This window comes from Effusibacillus consociatus (assembly GCF_042652925.1).
Classification (GTDB): Bacteria; Bacillota; Bacilli; order Tumebacillales; family Effusibacillaceae; genus Effusibacillus; species Effusibacillus consociatus.
On the sequence record NZ_JBHSHC010000106.1, the window covers coordinates 60,814 to 83,839 of the forward strand.

The 23,026-nt window shown below is 47.6% G+C and carries 26 protein-coding genes; 22 read left to right on the forward strand and 4 right to left on the reverse strand.

The window, feature by feature from the left end; all coding sequences use genetic code 11:
- Positions 1–8: 8 nt before the first annotated feature.
- Entirely contained in the window at positions 9–248 is a 240-nt protein-coding gene (locus ACFO8Q_RS14235) for an AbrB/MazE/SpoVT family DNA-binding domain-containing protein (RefSeq protein ID WP_380026473.1), read from the reverse strand.
- Between the two features lie 238 nt (positions 249–486).
- On the opposite strand from ACFO8Q_RS14235, the gene metG reads away from it, so the two are divergent.
- The 5 genes from metG (at position 487) to ACFO8Q_RS14260 (ending at position 5,520) form a co-directional block, all read left to right on the forward strand.
- Positions 487–2,490, forward strand: a complete 2,004-nt coding sequence (metG, locus tag ACFO8Q_RS14240; protein ID WP_380026474.1) for a methionine--tRNA ligase — start codon at positions 487–489, stop codon at positions 2,488–2,490.
- Positions 2,491–2,537: 47 nt separating this feature from the next.
- Complete coding sequence (locus ACFO8Q_RS14245; RefSeq protein WP_380026475.1) at positions 2,538–3,326, forward strand: TatD family hydrolase; 789 nt, start codon at positions 2,538–2,540, stop codon at positions 3,324–3,326.
- Positions 3,327–3,331: 5 nt separating this feature from the next.
- A complete protein-coding gene (gene rnmV, locus ACFO8Q_RS14250) occupies positions 3,332–3,895 on the forward strand; it encodes a ribonuclease M5 (protein WP_380026514.1) in 564 nt (187 codons plus the stop codon).
- 25 nt (positions 3,896–3,920) lie between these two features.
- Positions 3,921–4,787 carry a 16S rRNA (adenine(1518)-N(6)/adenine(1519)-N(6))-dimethyltransferase RsmA gene (gene rsmA / locus ACFO8Q_RS14255; protein WP_380026476.1) on the forward strand — a complete coding sequence of 289 codons (867 nt, stop codon included), beginning with the start codon at positions 3,921–3,923 and terminating at the stop codon, positions 4,785–4,787.
- A gap of 250 nt (positions 4,788–5,037) precedes the next feature.
- Positions 5,038–5,520 (forward strand): ribonuclease H-like YkuK family protein, encoded by a 483-nt coding sequence (locus ACFO8Q_RS14260; protein WP_380026477.1) that lies wholly within the window; start codon positions 5,038–5,040, stop codon positions 5,518–5,520.
- A gap of 43 nt (positions 5,521–5,563) precedes the next feature.
- Here the strand turns inward: ACFO8Q_RS14260 and asd are convergent, their stop codons facing one another.
- Positions 5,564–6,403 carry an archaetidylserine decarboxylase gene (asd, locus tag ACFO8Q_RS14265; RefSeq protein ID WP_380026478.1) on the reverse strand — a complete coding sequence of 280 codons (840 nt, stop codon included), beginning with the start codon at positions 6,401–6,403 and terminating at the stop codon, positions 5,564–5,566.
- A gap of 299 nt (positions 6,404–6,702) precedes the next feature.
- Between asd and ACFO8Q_RS14270 the strand changes: the two genes are divergently transcribed.
- The 15 genes from ACFO8Q_RS14270 (at position 6,703) to ACFO8Q_RS14340 (ending at position 20,669) form a co-directional block, all read left to right on the forward strand.
- Positions 6,703–7,647, forward strand: a complete 945-nt coding sequence (locus tag ACFO8Q_RS14270) for a DHH family phosphoesterase (protein WP_380026479.1) — start codon at positions 6,703–6,705, stop codon at positions 7,645–7,647.
- 43 nt (positions 7,648–7,690) lie between these two features.
- On the forward strand, positions 7,691–8,551 hold the full coding sequence (yabG, locus tag ACFO8Q_RS14275; RefSeq protein ID WP_380026480.1) for a sporulation peptidase YabG: 861 nt from the start codon (positions 7,691–7,693) through the stop codon (positions 8,549–8,551).
- Positions 8,552–8,736: 185 nt separating this feature from the next.
- Positions 8,737–9,015, forward strand: a complete 279-nt coding sequence (gene veg / locus ACFO8Q_RS14280; RefSeq protein ID WP_380026481.1) for a biofilm formation stimulator Veg — start codon at positions 8,737–8,739, stop codon at positions 9,013–9,015.
- Positions 9,016–9,118: 103 nt separating this feature from the next.
- A complete protein-coding gene (locus ACFO8Q_RS14285; RefSeq protein ID WP_380026482.1) occupies positions 9,119–9,298 on the forward strand; it encodes a small, acid-soluble spore protein, alpha/beta type in 180 nt (59 codons plus the stop codon).
- A 254-nt stretch (positions 9,299–9,552) separates the two neighbouring features.
- The gene (locus tag ACFO8Q_RS14290) at positions 9,553–10,386 is read left to right on the forward strand and encodes a cyanophycinase (RefSeq protein WP_380026483.1); all 834 of its coding nucleotides are present in this window, start codon (positions 9,553–9,555) and stop codon (positions 10,384–10,386) included.
- 4 nt (positions 10,387–10,390) lie between these two features.
- Positions 10,391–13,051, forward strand: a complete 2,661-nt coding sequence (gene cphA, locus ACFO8Q_RS14295) for a cyanophycin synthetase (RefSeq protein ID WP_380026484.1) — start codon at positions 10,391–10,393, stop codon at positions 13,049–13,051.
- A gap of 136 nt (positions 13,052–13,187) precedes the next feature.
- A complete protein-coding gene (gene ispE, locus ACFO8Q_RS14300) occupies positions 13,188–14,036 on the forward strand; it encodes a 4-(cytidine 5'-diphospho)-2-C-methyl-D-erythritol kinase (RefSeq protein ID WP_380026485.1) in 849 nt (282 codons plus the stop codon).
- Between the two features lie 48 nt (positions 14,037–14,084).
- The gene (gene mobA, locus ACFO8Q_RS14305) at positions 14,085–14,777 is read left to right on the forward strand and encodes a molybdenum cofactor guanylyltransferase (protein WP_380026486.1); all 693 of its coding nucleotides are present in this window, start codon (positions 14,085–14,087) and stop codon (positions 14,775–14,777) included.
- Between the two features lie 66 nt (positions 14,778–14,843).
- Positions 14,844–15,677: a pur operon repressor gene (gene purR, locus ACFO8Q_RS14310; RefSeq protein WP_380026487.1), complete on the forward strand. Its 834-nt coding sequence runs from the start codon at positions 14,844–14,846 to the stop codon at positions 15,675–15,677.
- Positions 15,677–16,057, forward strand: coding sequence for a RidA family protein (locus ACFO8Q_RS14315; protein ID WP_380026488.1), 381 nt, complete (start codon positions 15,677–15,679; stop codon positions 16,055–16,057). Before purR ends, ACFO8Q_RS14315 begins: the two co-directional genes overlap by 1 nt.
- Before the next feature lie 183 nt (positions 16,058–16,240).
- A complete protein-coding gene (gene spoVG / locus ACFO8Q_RS14320; RefSeq protein ID WP_380026489.1) occupies positions 16,241–16,513 on the forward strand; it encodes a septation regulator SpoVG in 273 nt (90 codons plus the stop codon).
- A gap of 116 nt (positions 16,514–16,629) precedes the next feature.
- Positions 16,630–18,030: a bifunctional UDP-N-acetylglucosamine diphosphorylase/glucosamine-1-phosphate N-acetyltransferase GlmU gene (gene glmU / locus ACFO8Q_RS14325; protein WP_380026490.1), complete on the forward strand. Its 1,401-nt coding sequence runs from the start codon at positions 16,630–16,632 to the stop codon at positions 18,028–18,030.
- Positions 18,031–18,032: 2 nt separating this feature from the next.
- The gene (locus ACFO8Q_RS14330; RefSeq protein WP_380026491.1) at positions 18,033–18,977 is read left to right on the forward strand and encodes a ribose-phosphate diphosphokinase; all 945 of its coding nucleotides are present in this window, start codon (positions 18,033–18,035) and stop codon (positions 18,975–18,977) included.
- A 146-nt stretch (positions 18,978–19,123) separates the two neighbouring features.
- Positions 19,124–19,783, forward strand: coding sequence for a 50S ribosomal protein L25 (locus ACFO8Q_RS14335; RefSeq protein ID WP_380026492.1), 660 nt, complete (start codon positions 19,124–19,126; stop codon positions 19,781–19,783).
- Positions 19,784–20,021: 238 nt separating this feature from the next.
- Positions 20,022–20,669, forward strand: coding sequence for a sigma-70 family RNA polymerase sigma factor (locus ACFO8Q_RS14340; protein ID WP_380026493.1), 648 nt, complete (start codon positions 20,022–20,024; stop codon positions 20,667–20,669).
- A gap of 110 nt (positions 20,670–20,779) precedes the next feature.
- On the opposite strand, the gene ACFO8Q_RS14345 is transcribed toward ACFO8Q_RS14340, so the two are convergent.
- Entirely contained in the window at positions 20,780–21,331 is a 552-nt protein-coding gene (locus ACFO8Q_RS14345; RefSeq protein ID WP_380026494.1) for a hypothetical protein, read from the reverse strand.
- Positions 21,332–21,412: 81 nt separating this feature from the next.
- Complete coding sequence (locus tag ACFO8Q_RS14350) at positions 21,413–21,829, reverse strand: hypothetical protein (protein ID WP_380026495.1); 417 nt, start codon at positions 21,827–21,829, stop codon at positions 21,413–21,415.
- A 283-nt stretch (positions 21,830–22,112) separates the two neighbouring features.
- Between ACFO8Q_RS14350 and pth the strand changes: the two genes are divergently transcribed.
- Both pth and ACFO8Q_RS14360 read left to right on the forward strand, forming a co-directional pair.
- Positions 22,113–22,670, forward strand: a complete 558-nt coding sequence (gene pth, locus ACFO8Q_RS14355; protein WP_380026496.1) for an aminoacyl-tRNA hydrolase — start codon at positions 22,113–22,115, stop codon at positions 22,668–22,670.
- Positions 22,671–22,730: 60 nt separating this feature from the next.
- Positions 22,731–22,964, forward strand: coding sequence for an anti-sigma-F factor Fin (locus ACFO8Q_RS14360; protein ID WP_380026497.1), 234 nt, complete (start codon positions 22,731–22,733; stop codon positions 22,962–22,964).
- The last annotated feature ends 62 nt before the right edge of the window (positions 22,965–23,026 follow it).

A 23,026-nucleotide genomic window follows, 5' to 3' on the forward strand; every position in this document is an offset into this window, starting at 1 on the left:
CGTTTTCTTTATGCGTTCATTTCGGTAATGCAGGTTGGGCAGATATTCTTGCCTTTAAAATGAACAATCTCATCGGCCTGTCCGCAGAAAATACAAGCTGGCTCGTATTTGCGAAGGATGATGCGGTCGGAATCAACATAGATTTCGAGAGCGTCTTTTTCCCCAATTCCCAAAGTTCTGCGCAATTCGATCGGAATTACGACACGGCCAAGTTCATCAACTTTACGTACAATACCAGTCGATTTCATGAATCCCTCTCCCTTGAATAAAATTCTACAAATATCGACATCTGCTTTGATAAGGCAATCGTACCAATTACTCCCAAAATAGTCAATAGAGAAATTCAAAAAATTTTGGTGATACATAAATAACTTAAATTTATTGTACAACAGAATCGAACTTTATGAAAAGATGAAAAGTTGTTATTGTAAGGGATGTAGGGTACAATATCCTTTATATAGCGAGGAAATATCTGGGGGATTTAAGATGTCGCGACCAACTTTTTATATTACGACTCCGATTTATTATCCGAATGACAAACTGCATATCGGCCATGCGTATACAACTGTCGCTGCCGATGCGATGACCCGTTACAAAAGGTTACGGGGTTATGACGTATATTTTCTGACAGGCACGGATGAGCACGGTCAGAAAATCGAACGGCGAGCGGCGGAAGCGAAGAAGAATCCGCAGCAGTTTGTTGACGAAATTATTGCGTGGATCAAAGAGCTCTGGAAAGAACTCGACATCTCGTATGACGATTTTATTCGGACAACGGAAGACCGTCACAAAAAAGTGGTACAGAAGATTTTTCAAAAGTTTCTTGAACAGGATGATATTTATCTGGCTGAATATGAAGGCCTTTACTGTACACCGGATGAGGCGTTCTGGACAGAACGGCAGGCACCTGATAAAAAATGTCCGGACTGCGGACGCGATCTGGAACTGGTCCGGGAGAAAAGCTACTTTTTCCGGATGAGCAAATATGTGGATCGTCTGCTTAAGCATTACGAGGAGAATCCTGATTTTATCCAACCGGAATCCCGTAAAAACGAGATGATCAATAACTTTATCAAGCCAGGACTGGAGGATCTTTGTGTATCCCGCACCACTTTTGATTGGGGGATTAAAGTTCCGAACGACCCGGAGCATGTCATTTATGTTTGGATTGACGCTTTGACAAACTATATCACCGCGCTCGGATATTTATCGGACGACCCGGAAGAGCGTGCAAAATTCGAACGGTATTGGCCGGCGGACGTTCACTTGGTAGGAAAAGAAATTATCCGTTTCCATACGATTTACTGGCCGATTATGCTGATGGCCTTGGGACTTCCACTGCCCAAAAAAGTATTCGGTCATGGATGGCTGCTGATGAAAGACGGCAAAATGTCCAAGTCAAAAGGAAACGTAATTGATCCGAAGCTGCTGATCAACCGGTACGGTCTGGATTCGATTCGATATTTCTTATTGCGTGAGGTGCCTTTTGGATCAGACGGAGTCTTCACTCCGGAGGCCCTGATTCAAAGAATGAATTACGATCTTGCAAACGATCTGGGCAATCTGTTGAGCCGTACGGTGGCGATGTTGGAGAAGTATTTCGACGGTGTGCTGCCTGCGTTGAACGATGCCACCGATCTGGATAAGGAATTACAGGCGCTGGCAACTTCCACTGTCGAAAGGGTGGAAGAGGCGATGGATAAAATGGAGTTCTCCGTTGCTCTGAGCGCCATTTGGCAGTTGATATCGAGAACGAACAAATACATTGATGAGACAGCTCCCTGGAATCTGGCAAAGGACGCTGCACAGAAAGATCGTCTTGGAACGGTACTGTATCATTTGGCGGAGACACTCCGAATTGTATCCATCCTGATCCAGCCGTTCATGACCCGGACACCCAAAGAAATGTGGCGGCAGCTTGGCATGGTTGAAGGAGAAATGACTTCCTGGGACAGCACCCGTCATTTTGGTTATCTCCAGGCGGGGACTCACGTTGCCAAGGGAGATCCGATTTTCCCGCGCCTTGATCTGAAGGCAGAGGTGGAGTACATCGACTCCGCGACCGGGGCAAACAAACAGGCGGCCACTCAACCGCCGCAGAGCCCGGCTGCCAAAGATGCGGGTGCAGAGAATCAGGTCGAAGCAAAAGTCACGGATGAAGAGACGGCTTTGATTACGATTGATGATTTTATGAAAGTCGATTTGCGGGTTGCACAGGTACTGCAGGCAGAGAAGATTGAAAAGGCCGATAAACTGCTGAAGCTCCAGCTTGACGCAGGCAATGAGCAGCGTCAAGTGGTATCCGGCATCGCGAAATATTACTCGCCAGAGGAACTGGTCGGACAAAAGGTCGTTCTGGTGGCGAACCTGAAACCGGTGAAGTTGCGCGGTGTGGAATCGCACGGCATGATTCTTGCCGCTTCGGAAGGGGACCGGCTGGTTCTGGTTGCCGTATCGGCAGATATTCCGAATGGTGCAAAAGTGAAGTAAAAACACCCCGAAAACATAGGCATTTGAACGAGAGTAGGTGCAAGAAGTTGTTATTTGATTCACACTGTCATTTAAACAGTGACAAATTTGATGAGAACGATATCCTTGAGATGATTCATACGGCTCGGGATCATAATGTGGTTCAGATCTTGGTTCCCGGATACGATATGGACTCTTCCCAGCGGGCGGTGGAACTGGCCGATGATTGGCAAGGTCTCTATGCTGCGGTGGGGATCCACCCGAACGATGCCAACGGTGCAACTGAAGAGATGTATCAGAAGCTGCGTGATTGGGCGCAGCTTCCGCATGTTGTGGCAATCGGTGAAATTGGACTGGATTATCATTGGGACACCACACCCAAAGAAGTGCAGTTTGAAGTATTCCGCCGTCAAATCCGGCTGGCGAAAGAAGTGAAGCTTCCGATTGTGATCCATGACCGGGAAGCGCATGCTGATATTGTGCAGGTATTACGGGAAGAGGGAGCCAAGGAAATTGGCGGGATCATGCATTGCTTCTCCGGCTCGTGGGAGATGGCGAAGGAATGCATGGACATGAATTTCATGATTTCGTTTGGCGGGCCTGTTACTTACAAGAATGCGAAACGGCCGCAGGAAGTGGCATCAAAAGTTCCGCTTGATTATTTGCTGGTGGAGACCGACTCTCCTTACTTAACGCCGGAGCCGCATCGCGGCAAACCCAATCAACCGCTCTATGTTCGCCACGTGGCCGAGAAGATCGCCGAGCTTCGCGGCATGGAGTTTGAGGAAATCTGCAGGATTACATCAGAGAATGCGGAGCGGATTTTCAATGTCCGGAATCCATTCGTTTCGTTATAGGCATGATGAAGATAAAAGAAGTTATCGTTGTGGAAGGATTGCATGACAAAATTGCGATCGAGCGGGCAGTTGAGGCGGACTGCCTGATATCCGGCGGGTCTGCCGTGTCGGAATCATTCTTGAAACAGGTGGAGCGTGCGCAGCGGGAGCGCGGGGTGATTATATTCACCGATCCTGACTATCCGGGTGAAAGAATCCGTAAGATCGTGGCAAAAAGGGTACCCGGCTGCAAGCATGCTTTTCTGCCTAAGGAAGAAGCCATGGAGAACGGAGATATCGGGATCGAGAACGCCTCGCCGGAGAGTATCCGTCGTGCTTTGGAAGCGGTTCGAACAGAATGGGCCGGTGCGGAAGAGCAATTCAGTTGGCTTGAGATCCAGCAGCTGGGATTGACCGGTTTGCCGAATTCAGCGGAACTCCGGGATCAATTGGGGCGGATACTGGGAATCGGTCATGGAAATGCCAAAACGTTTTGGAAGAAGTTAAACATGCTTGGCATAACCCGGGCAGAATGGGAAGCGGCATGGAACCAAGTGGAGACGGCCCATTCCAACACCGGGAAGAATTGAACACATACAACAAAGGTGGCTTGTGATGAAACGGCTTGTCAATCCCTCGGTTACCCGAGAGGTAGTGGACCGATTTAGTTTTCATTTCAAGAAACAGCTTGGACAAAACTTCTTGATTGACGCCAATATTCTCAATAAGATTGTGGAAGCCGCGGAATTGTCCGAAGCGGATGGGGCGCTTGAAATTGGCCCGGGAATCGGCACTCTGACACAGGCTTTGGCTGAACAAGCAGGGGTAGTTGTGGCGGTTGAGAAGGACGATCGTCTCATTCCCATTTTGTCGGAAACATTAAGCGACTGCGCGAATGTTACAATTCGTCATGCGGATGTACTGGACACCGATCTGCATGCACTGTTTGAAGAAAAGTTTTCAGGCCGCAGGGTGAGTGTGGTGGCCAATCTGCCTTATTACGTCACCACTCCGATCGTCATGAAGCTGCTGGAGGAAGGGCTTCCTTTACGATCCATTGTCGTCATGGTGCAAAAGGAAGTGGCGGAGCGCATGGCTGCTTCTCCCGGCGGAAAGGACTATGGAGCGCTTACAATTGCGGTGCAGTATTATACTGAGCCTCAGATTGTCTGCAAGGTGCCTAAGACAGCATTTATGCCGCAGCCAAATGTGGAATCGATTGTGATCCGGTTGAAGCTGCGGGAGAGCCCTGCAGTGAGCGTTCAGGACGAGGAGCTTTTTTTTAAAGTGGTGAAGGCAAGCTTCGCTCAACGTCGGAAGACGATCTTAAACAATCTGCAGCACGGCTTTTCGCTGCCTAGCGGCAAAGAAGCGATGCTTGAGATCCTTCAGCGTGCCGATATTGATCCCACACGGCGTGGCGAAACTTTGTCACTTGACGAATATGCACGTTTGGCAGATGAATTTGCCCTTAAGAGGTAAGGAACAGTAAACAACTTGGCATTCACCAAGTCCAGAACTTGGCGAATGCCAAGTTTTCTTTTTACCGAATCACATCACGGGTTTTTGCAAAATCTTAAAGTATTGAGAAAGGAGCCGGGACATTGGCCGGCGAAATCTCTTAATAATGAATATGCGTTTCAGGCCAGCCGGAACCAAATGTTGAAGTTAAGTCAAAGCCCACATCTTGACCGTTGGTAACGAATATGATGTAGAAAAGGGCGGTGGTTGCGTGCAGTTCCTCAATCCGACAAAAGGAACCTTAACGCTGGACGAAGTGATTGGAGATATCTGTGAATTTGTGGGGGCCGGACCTGACGACGCATATAAAGTTGTGATCGGTTCCGATTCGCAGAATCGTTATGACCGGGGAATCACGATGTTTGTGACTGCCATCATCGTGCATCGTGTCGGCAAGGGAGCCCGCTATTACATTCATCGGCGTCCTTCCCGGGAGATTCGATCACTGAAGCAGAGAATGTTTACAGAAGCTTCGTACTCCCTTCTCTTATGTCAGGAAATGTCGGAAAAAATTCCTCAAATCTGTGGCGAGCATTTGGAAATTCATCTCGACGTCGGAGAAAAAGGCGCGACGAAATCTTTGATCAAGGAAATCGTCGGTTGGGTAACAGCTTCCGGATATACGGCAAAAGTAAAACCAAACGCGTTTGGTGCTTCCAAAGTGGCCGACCGATATACAAGATCACTTGGATAACAAAAATGCAACCGGCTTTGCAGCAGCCGGTTTTTTATTGGAATCAGGTGGCGGCTTGGACTTCCCCAATTCGCTGCCCCATTCGAACGAATTGCCCTTCTTTGATATCCTCTAATGCAACCATACCCGGTTCGAATAAACAAACTACGGTGGAGCCGAAACGGAAAAGGCCGAGTTCATCCCCTTTTTCGAGAGTTGGGCCTTCAAGAGACTCGTGAGTCATACGTCCGTTCCGTACATTGGTCGCAAGTTTCTTGTCGTAAACAACCTGAACGGATCCGACGATGGTGGCACCCACTTTCACAATCGCATATTCGCCGTACGGGGACGAGAGATAAGTGGTAAGACGTTCATTTTTGGAAAAGAGGCCGGGCACGTTGCGGACACCAAACGGATTGACCGGAAACAAGGTTCCCGGTATGTAGGAATATCCTGTCACGCTTCCCTTCAGACATGTATGGATTCGATGATAATCGCGTGGCGACAAGTAAATGGTAAGAAAGGTCCCACCTTCGTACAATTCGGCTTTCCGGGAGTCTGCGAGCAGCTGTTCCAGTGAATAGGCAACCCCCTTCGCCTGAAGCAGCGTTCCGTCCTGAATCTTCCCGAATTGCGAGACAACTCCGTCTACGGGCGAGACCAGTACTTTATCCCCTTCTGCGATCGGACGGAATTCACTCTTGAGTTTCCGAGTAAAAAACTCTGTGAGCGTCCGGTAGTCCCCGATCGGTTTTTCCGCTTGTTCCAAGTCGATCTGAAAGTGTCGAGCGTAATAAGGAATCACCCACTTAGAAAGCCTGCTCCCCGCGAAACGACCGGCCAAACGGGAAATTGTATTCTTTGGAAGCAGGTGAAGCAGGGCTAGACGTAATCGATCACTCATGACTTTTTCCTCCGATTCTGAATGTACAATTTCCAATATAAAGGTCACAGCGTTCCGTTGCAAGGACAAGACACTCGACAGTGGCGTCCTGCTGGTAATAGTAAGTGAGTGCGGGAGGGAATCCGGCACATTCAGTTCAAACATGGGGTTATACTATTCTTGGGATGAGAACCATTCGATTCGGAATTTCATATAGTACTAGAAAAATGTAGCAACATCCCGGCAAGAAATGGTACAATCGAGTAGCTCGTATTTAAATGATCGGACAAACGTTCGGTCGTAATGTAGGATGGTGTCACATGAAGTCGTTTGTGGAAGCTATGGCCAAGATTCAGGGAGGAAACAATCTGATTCTTTGTCATGACCAGGCGGATAGTGATGCAATAGGTGCCGCTTATGCATTGTCCCGGTTGATTGGCGGAGATATTGGTGTTCCGCAGGAAATTGCCGGCCATAGCAAGCGTCTGATTGAGGAGCTTGGGATGACGGTTGTGCACGCTCCCCAAGTTTGCGATTATAAAAATATTGTGGTGGTGGATACCGCTCATGGAGCCCAATTGTGCGATTCGGTGCCTCAGCGGTTTTTTGTCATTGATCATCATCCGAACAACCACCTCATTCAGAAAGCCGATGTGGCACTTCACGATGTTGTTTCCTCAACCAGTCAGCTGGTTTATCGAGTTCTGAAGGAATTGAAGGCACCGATTGACAAAAAAATGGCACTTGCGATGTGCGCGGGCATCCTGACAGATACCATCCACTTTCACAAAGGCGATCCGGAAGCATTTCAAGTATTTGGTGAACTGCTTTCAAGGGGTGGTCTCAGTTACGAAGACATCCTGAATCTTTATGTGGTGGAAGATCGCCGGGACCGGGGGGCGATTATTGATTCGGCACTGTCTGCGAGAAAAGCCACCTTTGGCGGGTATCACATCCTGGTAGCTGAAATCGACGCCAACATTCCAACGTATGCGGCACGGGCACTGTTTGATCTGGGAGCGGATGCAAGCGTTGTGGGGTACCGCAAAGGGGAAGAAGTCGAAGTACGAATGTACCTGCGCAATGAACTGTTGGAGCAGCAGGGGATTCAAGCCACAGAAGTATTCCGCAGCACCAATTCGATGAAGAAGGGGAAAACGTGGGGATACGCATTATTTGCCGGATTCCGCAGTTCCAACGGCCAACTTGATCTTATCTTTGACGAGATCCTGCAGGTGTTTCATGATCGATTGACACGGGTTTAATGACATTCACATACGATATCCTAGTTCGATTGGGGGGATGCGTATGTGGAAAGTCGGTGACCGGGTAGCCCGTAAATCATATGACAAAGACGTCCTTTTTATGGTGATAGACGTTGATCCATCCAGCCGGGTTGCAACCCTGAAAGGGATGGAGGTACGACTGCTTGCAGACGCTCCGTTCGAGGATTTGGTACCGGTAGCGGATCAGGAATGGCAATCCCATATGCTGCAGCATTCAAGACGTGAGGCGGACAGTTTGAGGTTAATTCGCATGCGCCGTCTTATAGAAAAAGAAAAACAAATGCTTCGTTCAGGGGTGAAACTGCAGGAAGGCAAGGAATTTTTTGAGCGGCCGGGGCGGGTACTCCATTTGGACGGTGACGGCTCCTACCTGAACAAATGTATGCTTTTTTACGAAGAACTGGGGCTGCCGGCGAATGGGCATCACGTAAGCGAATCACGAATGGCGGATGTGCTTCCCCATTTTCTCGAGTCCTATCAGCCCGATATTTTGGTAATCACCGGACATGACGGTTTGATCAAAAAAGGGCAGGATACAACGAAAATATACAACTACCGGAATACGGAGAACTTCATTCACGCAGTGCAAGTGGCCAGAAAATACGAGCGCAGCCTTGACGAGCTTGTAATTTTTGCCGGCGCGTGCCAGTCGTATTATGAAGCGATCCTTGAGGCAGGGGCAAACTTTGCGTCTTCACCGAAGAGAATCTTGATTCACGCTCTTGACCCTGTACTTGTAGCTGAAAAAGTCGCCTATACCCCGATCAATCAGACAATTAACATCTATGATGTTGTACAATCAACGATTACAGGAACTGACGGATTGGGAGGATTGGAATCCCGTGGAAAATACCGCCTTGGGCTCCCGAGAACTCCGAGATAAAAGGGAAAGTGGAATGCGTCGAATATTGCCAAAATTAGAACTTTAAACGTAAAAGTACCAAAAAATTTCTCAATAGGCGACAAAAGCCCCATTGACAGGGTTTTGCAAGCGTTGTTATAATATTTTACTGATTTGACACACCCTTTCCCTGGTGGTATACTTGTCAATGGAAAGAGGTGGTGTCGATGGCAACGAAAAACCCTCTAAATGAAATCAAGCGGAATCTTGATGGATTCATTGGGGAAAAGATCTTGCTTCGAGCTAACGGTGGTCGTCGAAAGACGATTGAACGAATGGGGGTACTGGAAGAAACATACCCTTCCGTATTCGTTGTGAAGCTTGAAAACACTGGAAACTCTTTTAAACGAGTATCTTACAGCTATGCGGATATCCTCACCGAAACCGTCGAGTTGACGGTTTGCAAAGATGATGAACACATCCGGGTAACTTACGTAGAGGGATAAAGGATTATGATGCAACGAGGAAATGCTTCCGAAAACGGGGGCATTTTTATTTTGCCCGTATCCAATACTATACCTGGACGCCAAAACAAAGGAGGCGATGACAATGGCTCGACGTCGCGGCATCATGTCCGAAGAGTTGAAGGTGGAATTGGCCAAAGATCTTGGTTTCTATGACACTGTCCAACGCGAAGGTTGGGAGAACATCCGGGCGAAAGACGCGGGAAACATGGTCAAACGAGCGATAGAGATTGCCGAACAGGCTATGGCCAAGCAGAATCTCTAACCTACGACTCCTATAAGGCGTACCAAACCAGGGCAAATGCCCTGGTTTTTTAAATTAGAAAGGTTTATCTCGCTTTCTTACTTTGATGGGGGACGTGGCGTACGCTTTTTCGCGGGGTTCTTTGTTCAATGTTGAATATCCCGCATTATCTTGGGTCAAGCTAAAAATTAATCTGCCCATTAAAACACAAGTGAAACTCTGTTGCTAATTATGGGAACCCAAATTCATGTTGGAACGTGGAGGAGGCACGTGCAGTGAGCCAGACCCCCGGACATTTAGTGGTTATCGGTGGAGCTGAAGACAAGAAGGGGGAATGTAAAATCCTTCGGGAATTCGTTCGGCTAGCCGGAGGACCTCATGCGCGAATCGTCGTAATTACGGTGGCAACGGAACTGCCGCTGGAAGTGGGGGCGGAATACCTGGAGGTATTTGATCGAATAGGTGTGGAAGATGTTCGAACATTTGACGTTTCCAACCGCGAGAATGCCAACTCGGTCAGTGCTGTGAAAGCAATTGAAAAAGCAACCGGTGTATTCTTCACAGGGGGAGACCAGGTTCGCATTACGAATCTACTTGGTGGCACCAAGATTGATGCGGCGCTCCATAAGCGCCATGAGGAAGGAATGGTGCTGGCGGGTACAAGTGCCGGCGCTTCCATGATGTCTACCACAATGATCATTGAAGGGGTGCCTGAAACGAATCCGCGGATTGGAATTGTAGAGATGGCTCCGGGAATGGAATTTATTCCTGGGGTTGTGATAGATCAACACTTCGCTCAACGGGGCCGGTTAGGACGGCTATTGTCGGCTGTTGCTCAATACCCTCACCATTTAGGGCTTGGTATTGACGAAAATACAGCTTTGGTGCTGCAAAATCATGAATTCGTCGTAATCGGAGACGGTGCGGTAACCGTTATCGACGCTGGCGCCCTTATTTATTCCAATTTGCCGGGGCTGAGAAAAAATGATGATTTGGCTTTGTGCGGAGTTGCGCTTCATATTCTTCCGGCCGGGTATAGGTTTAATTTGCGGGAACGGACTCCTGTCATAGAGAAAGATGCAACGAAAGCAGACCGAACGAGGAGCTGACACAATGAGAATCAGTGAGATTCGGACGTTGCCGGGTCCGAATATCTATAATCATAAACCGGTTTTGGTGATGAAGTTACATTTGGAAGAGTTAACGGAAAAAGAAAGTTACGAAATTCCAGGCTTTATTGAACGGTTACTCAATCTGCTTCCAGGCGTCCATACCCATCATTGCGCGAAAGGGCGGCCCGGGGGTTTTATTGAACGGCTTTACGGGGGTACATATTTCGGACATATTGTGGAACACGTAGCGTTGGAATTAACAGAGTTAGCCGGAATCCCTGCGTTTTTCGGCAAAACGCTTTATGCCGATGGGCCAGGCATTTACGATGTGGTAGTGGAATATAAAGCGGAACAAAGTACTCGATACATCCTGAAAACAGCGGTGGAGCTGGTCGAGGCTTTGGCAAAAGGAGAACCGTTTCCCTTGGAGAAACATGTGGAAGAGGCAAAGCGTATCGCGGCTCTAACGGAGCTCGGCCCTAGTACCCGGGCTATTGTCGATGCGGCCGAGCGACGCGGTATTCCATATGTGCGTTTAAACGACGGGAGTCTGGTTCAGCTCGGGCACGGGAAAAACCGAAAGCATATTCAAGCTACCCTATCGGAGCATACTCGAGCCATAGCAGTTGATATTGCAAGCGACAAAGCCTTAACAAAAACTCTTCTGGAGCAGGCTTCTGTACCGGTTCCACGCGGCAGAACAGTCAGAACAGCTGAGGAAGCAATCCAGTTCCTGGCGGAAGCGGGTGCACCCGTTGTTGTAAAACCTCTGAACGGATGTCAGGGCAAAGGGGTATCCCTCAATCTGACGACAGCTGCGGAAGTAAAGCACGCTTATAACATTGCCCGCGAATATTCTTCGGACGTTATGGTCGAAGAATTTTTTAAAGGAAGCAACTATCGTGTGCTCATGGTAAACGGAAGAGTTATTGCTGCAAGTGAACGGCTGCCAGCCTATGTTGTGGGAGATGGGGTACATTCCATTGTGGAGTTGATCGAAATTGTGAATCAGGATCCGCTTCGTGGGGACGATCACGAAAAGCCTCTCACGAGAATTATCATTGATCCCATCCTGATTGCCTATATCCGCAAATGTGGGCGAAGATTACATGATGTTCCGGAGAAGGGCGAGATCGTATTTTTACGGGAAAGTGCAAATCTGTCCACCGGAGGAACAGCCAGGGATGTGACGGCTATTCTGCATCCGCAGATAGCGAGGCTTTGTGAGAGGGTGACTAGGATCATAGGTCTGGACATTTGCGGAATTGACCTGGTACATCAAAATATTGCTGAGCCCTTGCAAATAGGCGAGGGGGGAATTATCGAAGTCAATGCCGCTCCCGGTATCCGTATGCACCACTTCCCCAGTGAAGGGGAAGCTAGGGACGTGGGAGAGGCGATCATTGAGATGCTGTATCCTGCCGATTCATCAGCAAGAATTCCAATTGTTTCGATCACGGGTACGAATGGAAAAACAACTACGACACGGATGATTGGACACATTCTTGGAACCACGGGGAAGACGGTAGGAATGACGACCACCGACGGAATCTTTATCGCCGGTGAATGTATTGCGAAAGGGGATACTACAGGTCCCCGTTCAGCAAGAACGGTTCTTTCCGATCCCAGTGTTGAAATTGCGGTTTTGGAAACTGCAAGGGGCGGAATTGTCCGTTCGGGACTCGCTTACGACTGGTCTGACGTAGCTGTAATTACCAATATTCAGCCGGATCACATCGGTCAGGACGGAATTGAACAACTGGACGATCTCTTGCATATCAAATCGCTGTTGGCGGAACGTGTACGAGAGGGTGGAACTCTTGTCCTGAATGCGGATGATGAGCTTTTGGCCGGCTTGATGGACATCCCCCGGATTCGTAAAGTGAAGAAAAAAGTGGTGTATTTCTCCTTATATGCCAACCAGCCGGTGGTGAAGCGACATCTGGAAATAGGTGGGACTGCATATTTCTTGAAGCACGGCTGGATTGTGGAAGCGGTCGGGGAGACTGAAAATCGGATTGTTCGTGCGTCGGATATTCCGGTCACAATGTGTGGAACGGCCGAGTTTCACGTGGCTAATGCAATGGCTGCAATCGCCGCATGCCGTGGGTACGGGATGACTCGAGAGAGAATCGCCTCCGCAATAAAAAGTTTTCGCAGTGACCGGGATAATCCGGGTCGGACCAATCTTTATAAGGTCGCAGGTGGCTATGTGTTGGTGGATTATGGTCATAATCCGGATTCGTTTGCAGCCATCTGCCGGATGGCCTCTCAGTGGAAGGGACGAACCGTTACAGGTGTAATCGGCGTTCCGGGAGATCGGGACAACTCCACGGTCGAACAAGCCGCCAGAGTGGCAGCCAGGGGCTTCCATCGTCTTATTGTGAAGGAAGACCGGGATTTGCGAGGCCGCTTGCGGGGAGAAATTGCAAATCTTATGTACCGCGCTGCGAAAACCGAAGTTCCCGATCGGGAATGCCATATTGTATTGGATGAGTGCGAGGCGCTTGCAAAAGCGATCCAAGAGATGCGAAACGATGAGATTTTAATTGTTTTTTATGAAAAGCTGGAACCCGTTATGGACGTTCTCAGAAAGTTCGGGGCCGTTTCCGTATCGACCATCGAGGGGTTAGTTCCGCAATTAAGCGCCGTAAAAATTTAACCCCGGAACCATCCTTTCTTGTGAGAGGATGGTTCTTTGTTTCCTGCCGATGAAATTAAAATATGGTATCATTATGACCGTATTTTAGGGTTTGGCTTTTCAGAATTTTGAATGACAGTAACCGGGCGGTGGAGTTGTGTTTAGCGAAAAAGCGAAGGCAAAGATCAATTTAACGCTTGATGTTCTTTATAAACGTCCCGATGGATATCACGAGGTGGAGATGGTGATGCAGACGGTGGATCTGTCCGACCACCTTGTGTTTGAAGACAGGGATGACTCAACCATCACATTGTCGTGCGGAGTTCCCTATATTCCGTTGGACCATCGAAATTTGGCCTATAAAGCGGCAGCGCTGTTGCAGGAACAATTTGGAATCCGAAGAGGAGTCCACATTTCGATTGAAAAAAATATTCCGGTTGCGGCAGGGCTGGCTGGAGGATCAAGCGATGCGGCGGCTGCGCTTCGCGGACTTAACCGGTTGTGGGACCTGGGGCTGTCTTTGGACGAGTTAGCGGAACTGGGCGCGGAGTTGGGATCGGATGTTCCCTTTTGTGTCTATGGCGGAACAGCAATTGCGAGAGGACGAGGGGAAAAAATTGAGCGATTGCCTGCCGCTGCGCCCTTGTGGGTTGTTCTCGTGAAACCTCCGATCGCTGTTTCAACAGCTGATATTTATGGAAATCTGAATGTACGGGAAATAGTGGTGCACCCCGATACGCAAGCGATGGTGAAAGCATTGGAGACAGGGGAACCGGAACGAATTGTAGACCATCTCGGGAATGTTCTGGAGACGGTCACGTTTAAGCTCCATCCGGAAGTGGAAAAGTTAAAGTACCAGATGATGAAGTTCGGCGCCATGGGTGCCTTGATGTCCGGGTCGGGCCCCACGGTGTTCGGAATCGTCGATCGAGAGAGCAGGGCACAACGCATCTGCAACGCGTTGCGTGGATTTTCAAAAGAAGTATATTTAACACGATTTCTATAATTCCTTGTTTAAAAGTTTGGGCATGATGGTAAATGGGGAGTGATTCCTATGTTGGCTTGTGTACTTACCGGAGGAAATAAAGTTGAATTCTCACCGGAAGGAAAAGCGTTTGCCCGTATTCATGGAAAAACCATGCTGGAGTATGTGACAGAAGCATTGGCCGGAGTCTCAGCAATTCAGAAGATCGTCGTCATTAAAGATCATGAACGCTTGATAGACAGTGTGCACGAAGCGTTACAGCAGGGGCCGGAACAGGATCAATACGTTCTGATCGTCACATGTGATGTGCCCTTTTTGACCACGGAAGCGGTTGAAGATTTCCTGGCGAGATGTCAGTCAGATGCGGATCTGTATTACCCCATTGTAGACAAACGGGATTATGAACGACGGTTTCCGGGAATCCGCCGAACCTATGTAAAACTTAAAGAAGGAACATTCACGGGCGGTAACCTGTTTCTTGTGAAACCGGGAAAACTCCTTCCCATCTTGGGGAGAGTCGAAAAGATTTTGGAGCTTCGAAAGAGCCCTCTTGCGTTGTCCGCAGAGTTAGGGGTGAGTTTTGTTGTGCGTTTGCTGCTGACCAAATTGGCAGGGTTATTGACCATTTCGAAGTTGGAGACCCGAATTGCGGAAATGTTCGAACTGGATGCACGGGCCGTTATTTCCCCCTATCCTGAAGTTGCGCACGACATTGACAGACCGGACGATCTCGAGTGGGCAACCAAAATGTTGTCCGGATAAGGGCGTACTTGTTGTTTTTACGAAAATAATGGTATTATTTGATTTACAATGTTCGTGTTTTGGGGGGTGAGCGGCTTGCGCAGAAGTGAACGGATTGTACGTTTGACGCAAACTTTGTTGGAACAACCGTATCGGCTGATTTCCCTGACCGATATGGCGGAAAAATTAAACTCCGCCAAATCTTCCTTATCAGAGGACTTGGCCATTATAAGGGAGGTACTTCTGAAAGAAGGCATCGGAACGCTTGAAACTCAAGCGGGGGCGGCCGGCGGTGTTCGTTACATACCGGGTGTTCCGGACCAGCAGGTATCCGATTTTTTGAGAGAAATGAGCAGGTTGTTGGCGGATCCTGATCGAATTCTTCCAGGCGGATACCTATACGTTTCCGATATCCTGGGCAGACCTGACGTACTGGACAAGGCAGGAAGGATTTTCGCTCATATCTTCTCAATGTCCGGAGCGGACTACGTGTTAACCGTGGAAACAAAGGGGATTCCTTTGGCTGTTTCAGCTGCCAGGTATTTGCATCTTCCGACGGTTGTGGTCCGTCGGGATCACCGCGTAACGGAAGGTTCCGCCGTGTCAATCAATTATGTGTCGGGTTCCAGACGAATCCAAACGATGTCACTGTCTCGTCGCTCACTTCCTGAACGCTCCCGAGTTTTGATCATCGATGATTTTATGAAAGCCGGCGGAACTGCCAAGGCGATGTGTGATTTGATGAAAGAATTTAAGGCAGAAGTAGTGGGGGTGGGCGTGTTTATGTCCACTTCGGAACCCACAAACAAAATGCTTGAAGACTATGTGGCCCTGACCGTTCTTTCTCATGTTGATGAGATCACCAGGGAGATTCGGGTTGAACCCGGCACATTCAAAATTTCACAGAAAGGAGAATTGTAATGGCAAAGACGATTGTTTCCACCACAAAAGCTCCGGCCGCAATCGGTCCTTACTCGCAAGCGGTACAAGTGGGAAATATGCTGTTTACTTCCGGTCAAATTCCTCTTACTCCGGCAGGGGAACTGGTGACAGGTGACATTCAGGCGCAAACCCGGCAAGTGTTTCAAAATCTGGAAGCTGTGCTGAGTGAAGCCGGTTATTCGTTTCAAGATGTTGTGAAAGCAACGGTGTTTATTGCCGATATGAACGAGTTTGCCAAGATTAATGAAGTCTATGAGGAATATTTCAGGGAGAATCCTCCTGCCAGATCGACAGTTCAAGTCGCCCGCTTGCCGCGAGATGTCGGTGTGGAAATTGAACTTATCGCAATCCGCGGCTGATAGTGACACGTCTGCATACCTGCGCAATCCTTTCCGAGGATTGCGTATTTTTTGTCAATTAAACTCGATTTATGTCGTTAAATATTTGTTGTTCTAGTTAATTTTTTGGGCAGGAAAAATTATGTATTTAGCGAATTATCCCAACAAGGGGGCATTAACATCTAGAAAGGGGTTGGCCAAAGGGTGCAAATCACCGATGTACGTCTTCGCAAAGTCAACACGGAAGGCCGCATGAAAGCGATCGCTTCCATTACGATTGATCATGAGTTTGTCATTCATGACATTCGGATCATCGATGGCAACAACGGCATGTTCGTTGCAATGCCAAGCAAACGGACTCCGGATGGGGAGTTCCGGGACATTGCTCATCCGATTTCTTCCGAAACCCGTCAAAAGATTCAAAACGCCGTACTTGAAGTGTACTACCGAGCGGAAGACGTTCAAGAAGGCGCATAATTAAACATTTTGTCAAAGAACAAAGTATCCCGCAGGAGTTTTCTTGCGGGATATTTTTTATTGGGGTACAATGAGGGGTGGATTAGAGACGGAGAAGGACGGAGGAATCACAAAAAATGTCAATTAACGCCATTGTCCTGGCAGCAGGACAAGGGACCCGCATGAAATCCCAACGTCATAAGGTTCTTCATCCCGTATGCGGGAAACCGATGGTTCGCCATTTGTTGGACGCCCAGAAAGCGGCCGGCATTACCCGTCGAATTGTGGTAATCGGCAGCATGGGTGAACAGGTGCAAGCCGCCCTGCAGGGTGAAGTTGAATTCGTTTGGCAGAAAGAGCAGCTTGGAACCGGCCATGCAGTCATGCAGGCGGCGCCTTTGTTGGAAAATCAGGATGGAATTACCCTGATTTGCAGTGGGGATACTCCACTCATTACCTCTGAGAGCATTACGAAATTACTTGAGCTCCACAGGGAACAGGGGGCTGCCGCAACCGTGCTGACCGGTATTGTGGACAATCCGTTTGGTTATGGTCGGATCATACGCGGGGAAGATGGATCGGTACTGCGAATTGTGGAAGAAAAGGATGCTTCTCCTGATGAAAAATCAGTTCGTGAAATAAATGCCAGCACGTATTGTTTTGATACGCGTTCACTGGCTCAAGCGTTGAAAATGGTGACAAACAACAATGCACAAGGGGAATACTATCTCACGGATTGCATTGATATTTTACGGCGACAAGGAAAAAAAGTGGCGGCCCATTGCGTGGATGATGCCGATGAAATTCTGAACATTAATGATCGTGTGCAGCTCGCGATGGTTGAAAACATTCTTCGGGACAAAATCAGACTGCACCATATGCAAAACGGAGTCACACTGGTGGATCCGAGTTCGACTTATATTGATATAGACATTCAAATCGGGGCCGATACTATTATTTATCCGGGGAGTATGCTTACTGGTTCGACAGTAATTGGCAGCGGTTGTGAGATAGGACCACATACGCGTATCCAAAACAGCATAATTGGGGATGGAAGCGTTGTCATGCAGTCGGTGCTGCTGGATTCGACATTCGGTTCCGGTGTCAATATTGGACCTTTCGCCTATGTTCGTCCGGGTTCCACAGTAGCCGATAAAGTAAAAATCGGCGACTTCGTGGAAATCAAAAATTCCACGATCGGCGAAGGAACGAAAATCCCGCACCTCGCCTACGTAGGTGACGCGGATGTGGGAAATGGTACGAATATCGGCTGCGGTACCATTACCGTGAATTTCGATGGAATGGCAAAACATAGGACCGTTGTGGGGGACAACAGCTTTATTGGTTGTAACACAAATCTTGTTGCTCCCGTTACAGTTGGAAATGATACGTATGTGGCTGCAGGATCGACTATAACAGACAACGTCCCGGATGGAGCTTTAGCTATTGCGCGGGAAAGACAAGTGATAAAAGAAGGCTATACGGCAAAATTAGAAGCCCGGTTACGTGAACGGGGCTCAAAAAAAGTGAGGGGTTAAGGGTGTATAAAGACAAAAAATTAAAGGTTTTCACTTGTAATGCAAATCCTGAGCTAGCTAAAGAAATTACCCAGCATCTTGGCATTGAGCTCGGTGTTTCCCATGTTACCCGCTTCTCCGATGGAGAAGTCAGAATCAAATTGGAAGAAAGCGTTCGAGGATGCGATGTATTTGTAATTCAGCCAACATCCGCTCCGGCTAACGAACATCTGATGGAAATGCTGATAATGGTCGATGCATTGAAGCGTGCTTCAGCAGGAAGCATCAATGTTGTCATTCCATACTACGGATATGCGCGTCAGGATCGTAAAGCGAGAGCCCGAGATCCGATCACGGCAAAGCTGATTGCCAATTTGATTGAAACAGCGGGTGCCACCAGGGTCGTTACGATGGATCTGCACGCGGGGCAAATCCAGGGGTTCTTTGATATTCCCGTGGACCATTTGTATGCCGAGCCGATTTTGGCCGATTATTTCAAGGGAAAGAACCTGGAAGACGTGGTCGTGGTTTCCCCGGATATGGGTGGGGTGACTCGTGCCCGCAGCATGGCGGAACGCTTGGGTGCACCGATTGCGATCATCGACAAGCGTCGTCCTGAACCGAACGTTGCGGAAGTGATGAACGTCATCGGGAACATTGACGGGAAAACGGCAATTATGATCGACGATATGATTGATACAGCCGGAACGATTACACACGGTGCGAAAGCTTTGATTGAGCTTGGTGCACGTGAGGTGTATGCATGTTGTACACACCCCGTCTTTTCCGGTCCTGCCATGCAGCGTTTAAATGATTCGGTATTGAAAGAAGTTGTGGTGACAAACTCAATCGTTTTGGGTGAAGAAAAACAATCACCGAAGATTAAAACATTGTCGGTTGCAAAGCTTATAGCGGACGCAATCCTACGGATTCATAATGAAGAATCCATTTCGACGTTGTTTGAATAAGAACACACACTTGAGGCATGCTCTCCAAAGGAGGGTATGCCTCTTTTTGGGTTTGAACTTTCTGCAAAATGGGCAACTACTATACTAAGGTACTTTAACTGGCACAAACTGCTAAGTGCCGTTCAGTAGCTTATGAATCAGGAGGGATGGCTGTGGAACAAGTTCTGGTCCGGGGTGGACTGCGAAAGAAATTGACTAAAGGGGAACGCAATCAAATTCGTCGAGAGGGCGGCATTCCCGGGGTAATTTACGGAAGAAAGGTTGCTTCAACCCCGATCTTTATCGATGCGGAATCTTTTAAAAGAATCGCCGCCAATAACGGATATGGGCTTATCGAAATGAACATCGAGGGGCTTGGCCGGTACCATGCGATGGTTCATCATATTGATCGTGAACCCGTAAAGAGACATGTGCTGCATATCGATTTTCATGCGGTTTCATTGGATGAACCGGTCGATGTTGAGGTTCCGGTTTACTTAAACGGTTTGGAAGAAGTGGAAAAACGGGACGGTGTTATCCAACAGCAGATGCGGGAAGTAATGGTTCGGGCACTTCCGGCCGATGTACCGGAACATATTCTGGTCGACATTTCCCACTTGCAGATCGGAGACAATTTGCGCGTGAAAGACCTGCCAGTTCCGGCTTCCTGCGAGATCAAATCAGACCCGGAAGAGCTGATTGTTGCCGTGATCGCAGCCAAAAATGCACCGCCTGACACTGAAATTGAACCAAAAGAGCCGGATTTGGTTCATGATACGGAAGGACAGGGTGTGGGTGCTCACGAAATTCCAGGAGCCCACGAATAAATGAAGTTAACTATTTAAATTCGAGAAAACCGCTGTGCGTCCGCCTTTTTTAAAGGTGGGCGTTTTTTGTTGTTTGAAAAAAGTGACTTTATTCCCACCCAAAAAATGAATCTAAAGTTCTATAGATATTGGAAAAACTGGGTGTTTCGTACCTGTTTATTAAAAGCTCGCGCATGTAGATTAGTAGTAGGTGTGAAATCGACAGATTTCGTCAGTATTTGCGGAAGGAGGAATGGGAATGTCTCTGGATTTAAACGAACTTGCAGTGAAAGCGAAGACTTGTGAGTATGCTTTTCAGGAAACACTTAAACGGGTAGAGCCGATGTGCCGGAGAATTGCTCATCGCTATGCTTCATGGATGGCCGATCGTGATGAGGTTTTCCAATGGGCGAGAATAGAAGTCTGGAATGCGGTAAAGTCGTTTGAAACCGGGAAGATGTCATTCTTCTCTTATTGTAAGCTGACAGTGGAGAACCATATCAAGTCGCGTCTTCGTCGGTTGTATGGACAAGCAAATGTTCCAAACCGGACAGCGATGCGATTGGATGGGCCTAGCGTAAACGAAGATGGAGTTGTCAGCGACACCTCTTACCTTGAAGGAGTTATCGATAAACCCAGTAAGTCTACTTATCACATCCTTCTTCGAAAAGATTCCTTACAGAACATCCGAAATATTTTAAAGAACGAGAATCTCACGCCGCTGGAGTACAATTGTCTGGTATTATTCTATTTTGAAGAACGCAGTCATATGGAAATTCAAAATATTTTGGATCTGCCTAGCCGCAAAGCGGTTGACAATGCTTTAACCCGCGTACGGCGGAAGTTGGCAAAAAATGAACAATTGCTCGAGATCTTCGAAGTTCTCGCCGCACAAGCAGCCATGTAATGGCGTTTCGATAGAGAAAGCCTTCCGAATGATAAACTCCCCTTATGGGGGCTTTTTCTATAAACATTTTTTATGCAAAAAAGCCCTCATTTCAGGGCTTACAATCGAAATTAGGGTTGATATTGTTTAGGATCGGAGAGTTTAGGAAGCTGTTTATAGTTCTCAAGTTCTCTTGGTATCTCTTCGCTAAATGTGGATAATAAGATAGTATCTCTCCCGTTTGAGTATTTCTTGTTTGTTTTGTCAGCTATAGTGAATTTACCCTGCCGCATCCCTTTTAGAACATAATAATTTTCATTGGGATTAGCTAAATCACCGTCATCCTTAGCAAGGAACAGGACAACTTCCTCACCAGGTGTAAAATCCGGATAACCGTCTGATACTACTTTTGTCTTATCTATTTCACCTTTATCTATTCTGACTACTATATCCTTGTTATTGTAAGGAGTTCCTTTAAAAATTTCATCAACCGCTATAACAATATCAGTTTGAACGATGTTTGGGACACCCTGACCTTTTTCACCGTTGGGATTGCTCCACTTACTTGGCAGTTTTGCTTTGACCGTTCCCCTTAAAATAACTTCGGATTCTCCTATTAATTGAGTCTTGGACTTAAACGGAATAACCCCGTCAATGTGGATTGTTTCGGTTTTAGGGTACAAATAATACCCTGTTCCACCGATTGATTACAAACGATGCACAAGTTAAGCCAGCTATCAGTTTTTTCACTTCAAAGTCGCCTCCTATCGGGGATAAAGCATCAAAATACCGTCTTTATCAGCTTGTTCCAACGTCCGCTTTTTCGTTTCCTGAGGGTCGGAATAGCCATACATTGTTATTTCGGAAGAAGCGGAATCATAATGGTCTGCCAATCCCGTATTTCCTTTTGTAATTTGGTTCGCTCCGTTTTTATTGGGATAGACGGTGTTGTCATGGTCAGAAGAGCTTTTGTAAACGAGATTACCCGACCCTGCATTATTCCAAGTTGAAGCTGCATTAGCAATTGCTGTTTTGGATTCGGGCGCTAGGCCTGAATAAGCCGATACATAGTTTGGGACTGATGACCAACCACTATTTGAACTATCAGAAGCAATTGCAGTTCCTATCCCAAGTCCAGCCGCAATCACAGCGGAAATGGTCGCTGAAAATTTTTTCCTCATTAGGATATTACCTCCTATATAGTAATATACTTTCGTATTTTCATAGTTCACCCTAAAAAGGAAAATTCCTCCTTTAGGGAGTTTCTTCCTGTGTGTAAAACAACTGACAGGAAGGTTACAGTCATGGTCTATTTCGGTTGATGACGGTTTGACGCAGGGTGAACTGGAAAAGTAAAAGCGAGCTTCGCCCGTATAGAGTCTGTACTTTCATTAAAAAACGTTGCATCAACGACGCTCGAACGCTACTCTAGATAATGAACGGCAGGTCAAGGAGGAACGAATTGTGCGAATCATAATTGGCTTGGGGAATCCAGGCAAAGAGTACGAAACAACGCGACATAATGTGGGATTTGTCGCGATTGATAAGTTGTCCGATACACTTGGTATAGAAGTTCGAAAAAGCAAGTTTCAGGCGCTCTATGGGGAAGGCATTCACAAAGGTGAGAAAGTGGTTCTGGTGAAACCGATGACTTATATGAATTTAAGCGGACAATCGGTTCGGCAACTGCTGGATTGGTACAAACCTGAACCGGATGAATGGGTGGTCGTCTATGATGATATGGATCTTCCCTTGGGTACAGTGAGATTGCGTGTTAAGGGAAGTGCGGGCGGACACAATGGGATCAAATCCATTATCGCCAGTACGGGAACACAGGAGTTTCTTCGTGTTAAAATTGGTGTAGATCGACCGGCTCCCGGTGTTACCGTTGTCGATCATGTCCTCAGCTCTTTTCGCAAAGAAGAGCGTCCCTTGGTTGACGAAGCGATCAAAAAAACAACTGACGCGCTGCAAACATATATTGAAGAGAGCTTCCAAAATGCTATGAACAAGCATAATTAGGTATGTCAACCTGCTTCCTCGTCCATACTAGTTCAGAAGAATACGGAGGAGGAATTTCTTTTGAAGTTAATCTATGTATGCAGACACTGTCATACCTATCTGGGCGCGTTGGATCGGGATCGAGTGGATGAATCGAGACTCGGCCTGACTTCCTTGACGGCGGAAGAACAGGCCGATATAATATCGTATAATCTAAATGAGGATGTTGCTTACGTGAAAACCATTTGCGACTATTGCCAAGAAGCGATTGAAGCTCACCCGGAATTGGCGCTGCTTCAAAGTCCGCTTCAATGAAGTCAGAGGTGAATGCAAGAAGCCTGGGTCATCGACCTTAAGGCTTTTTTGCACTTGGTTCG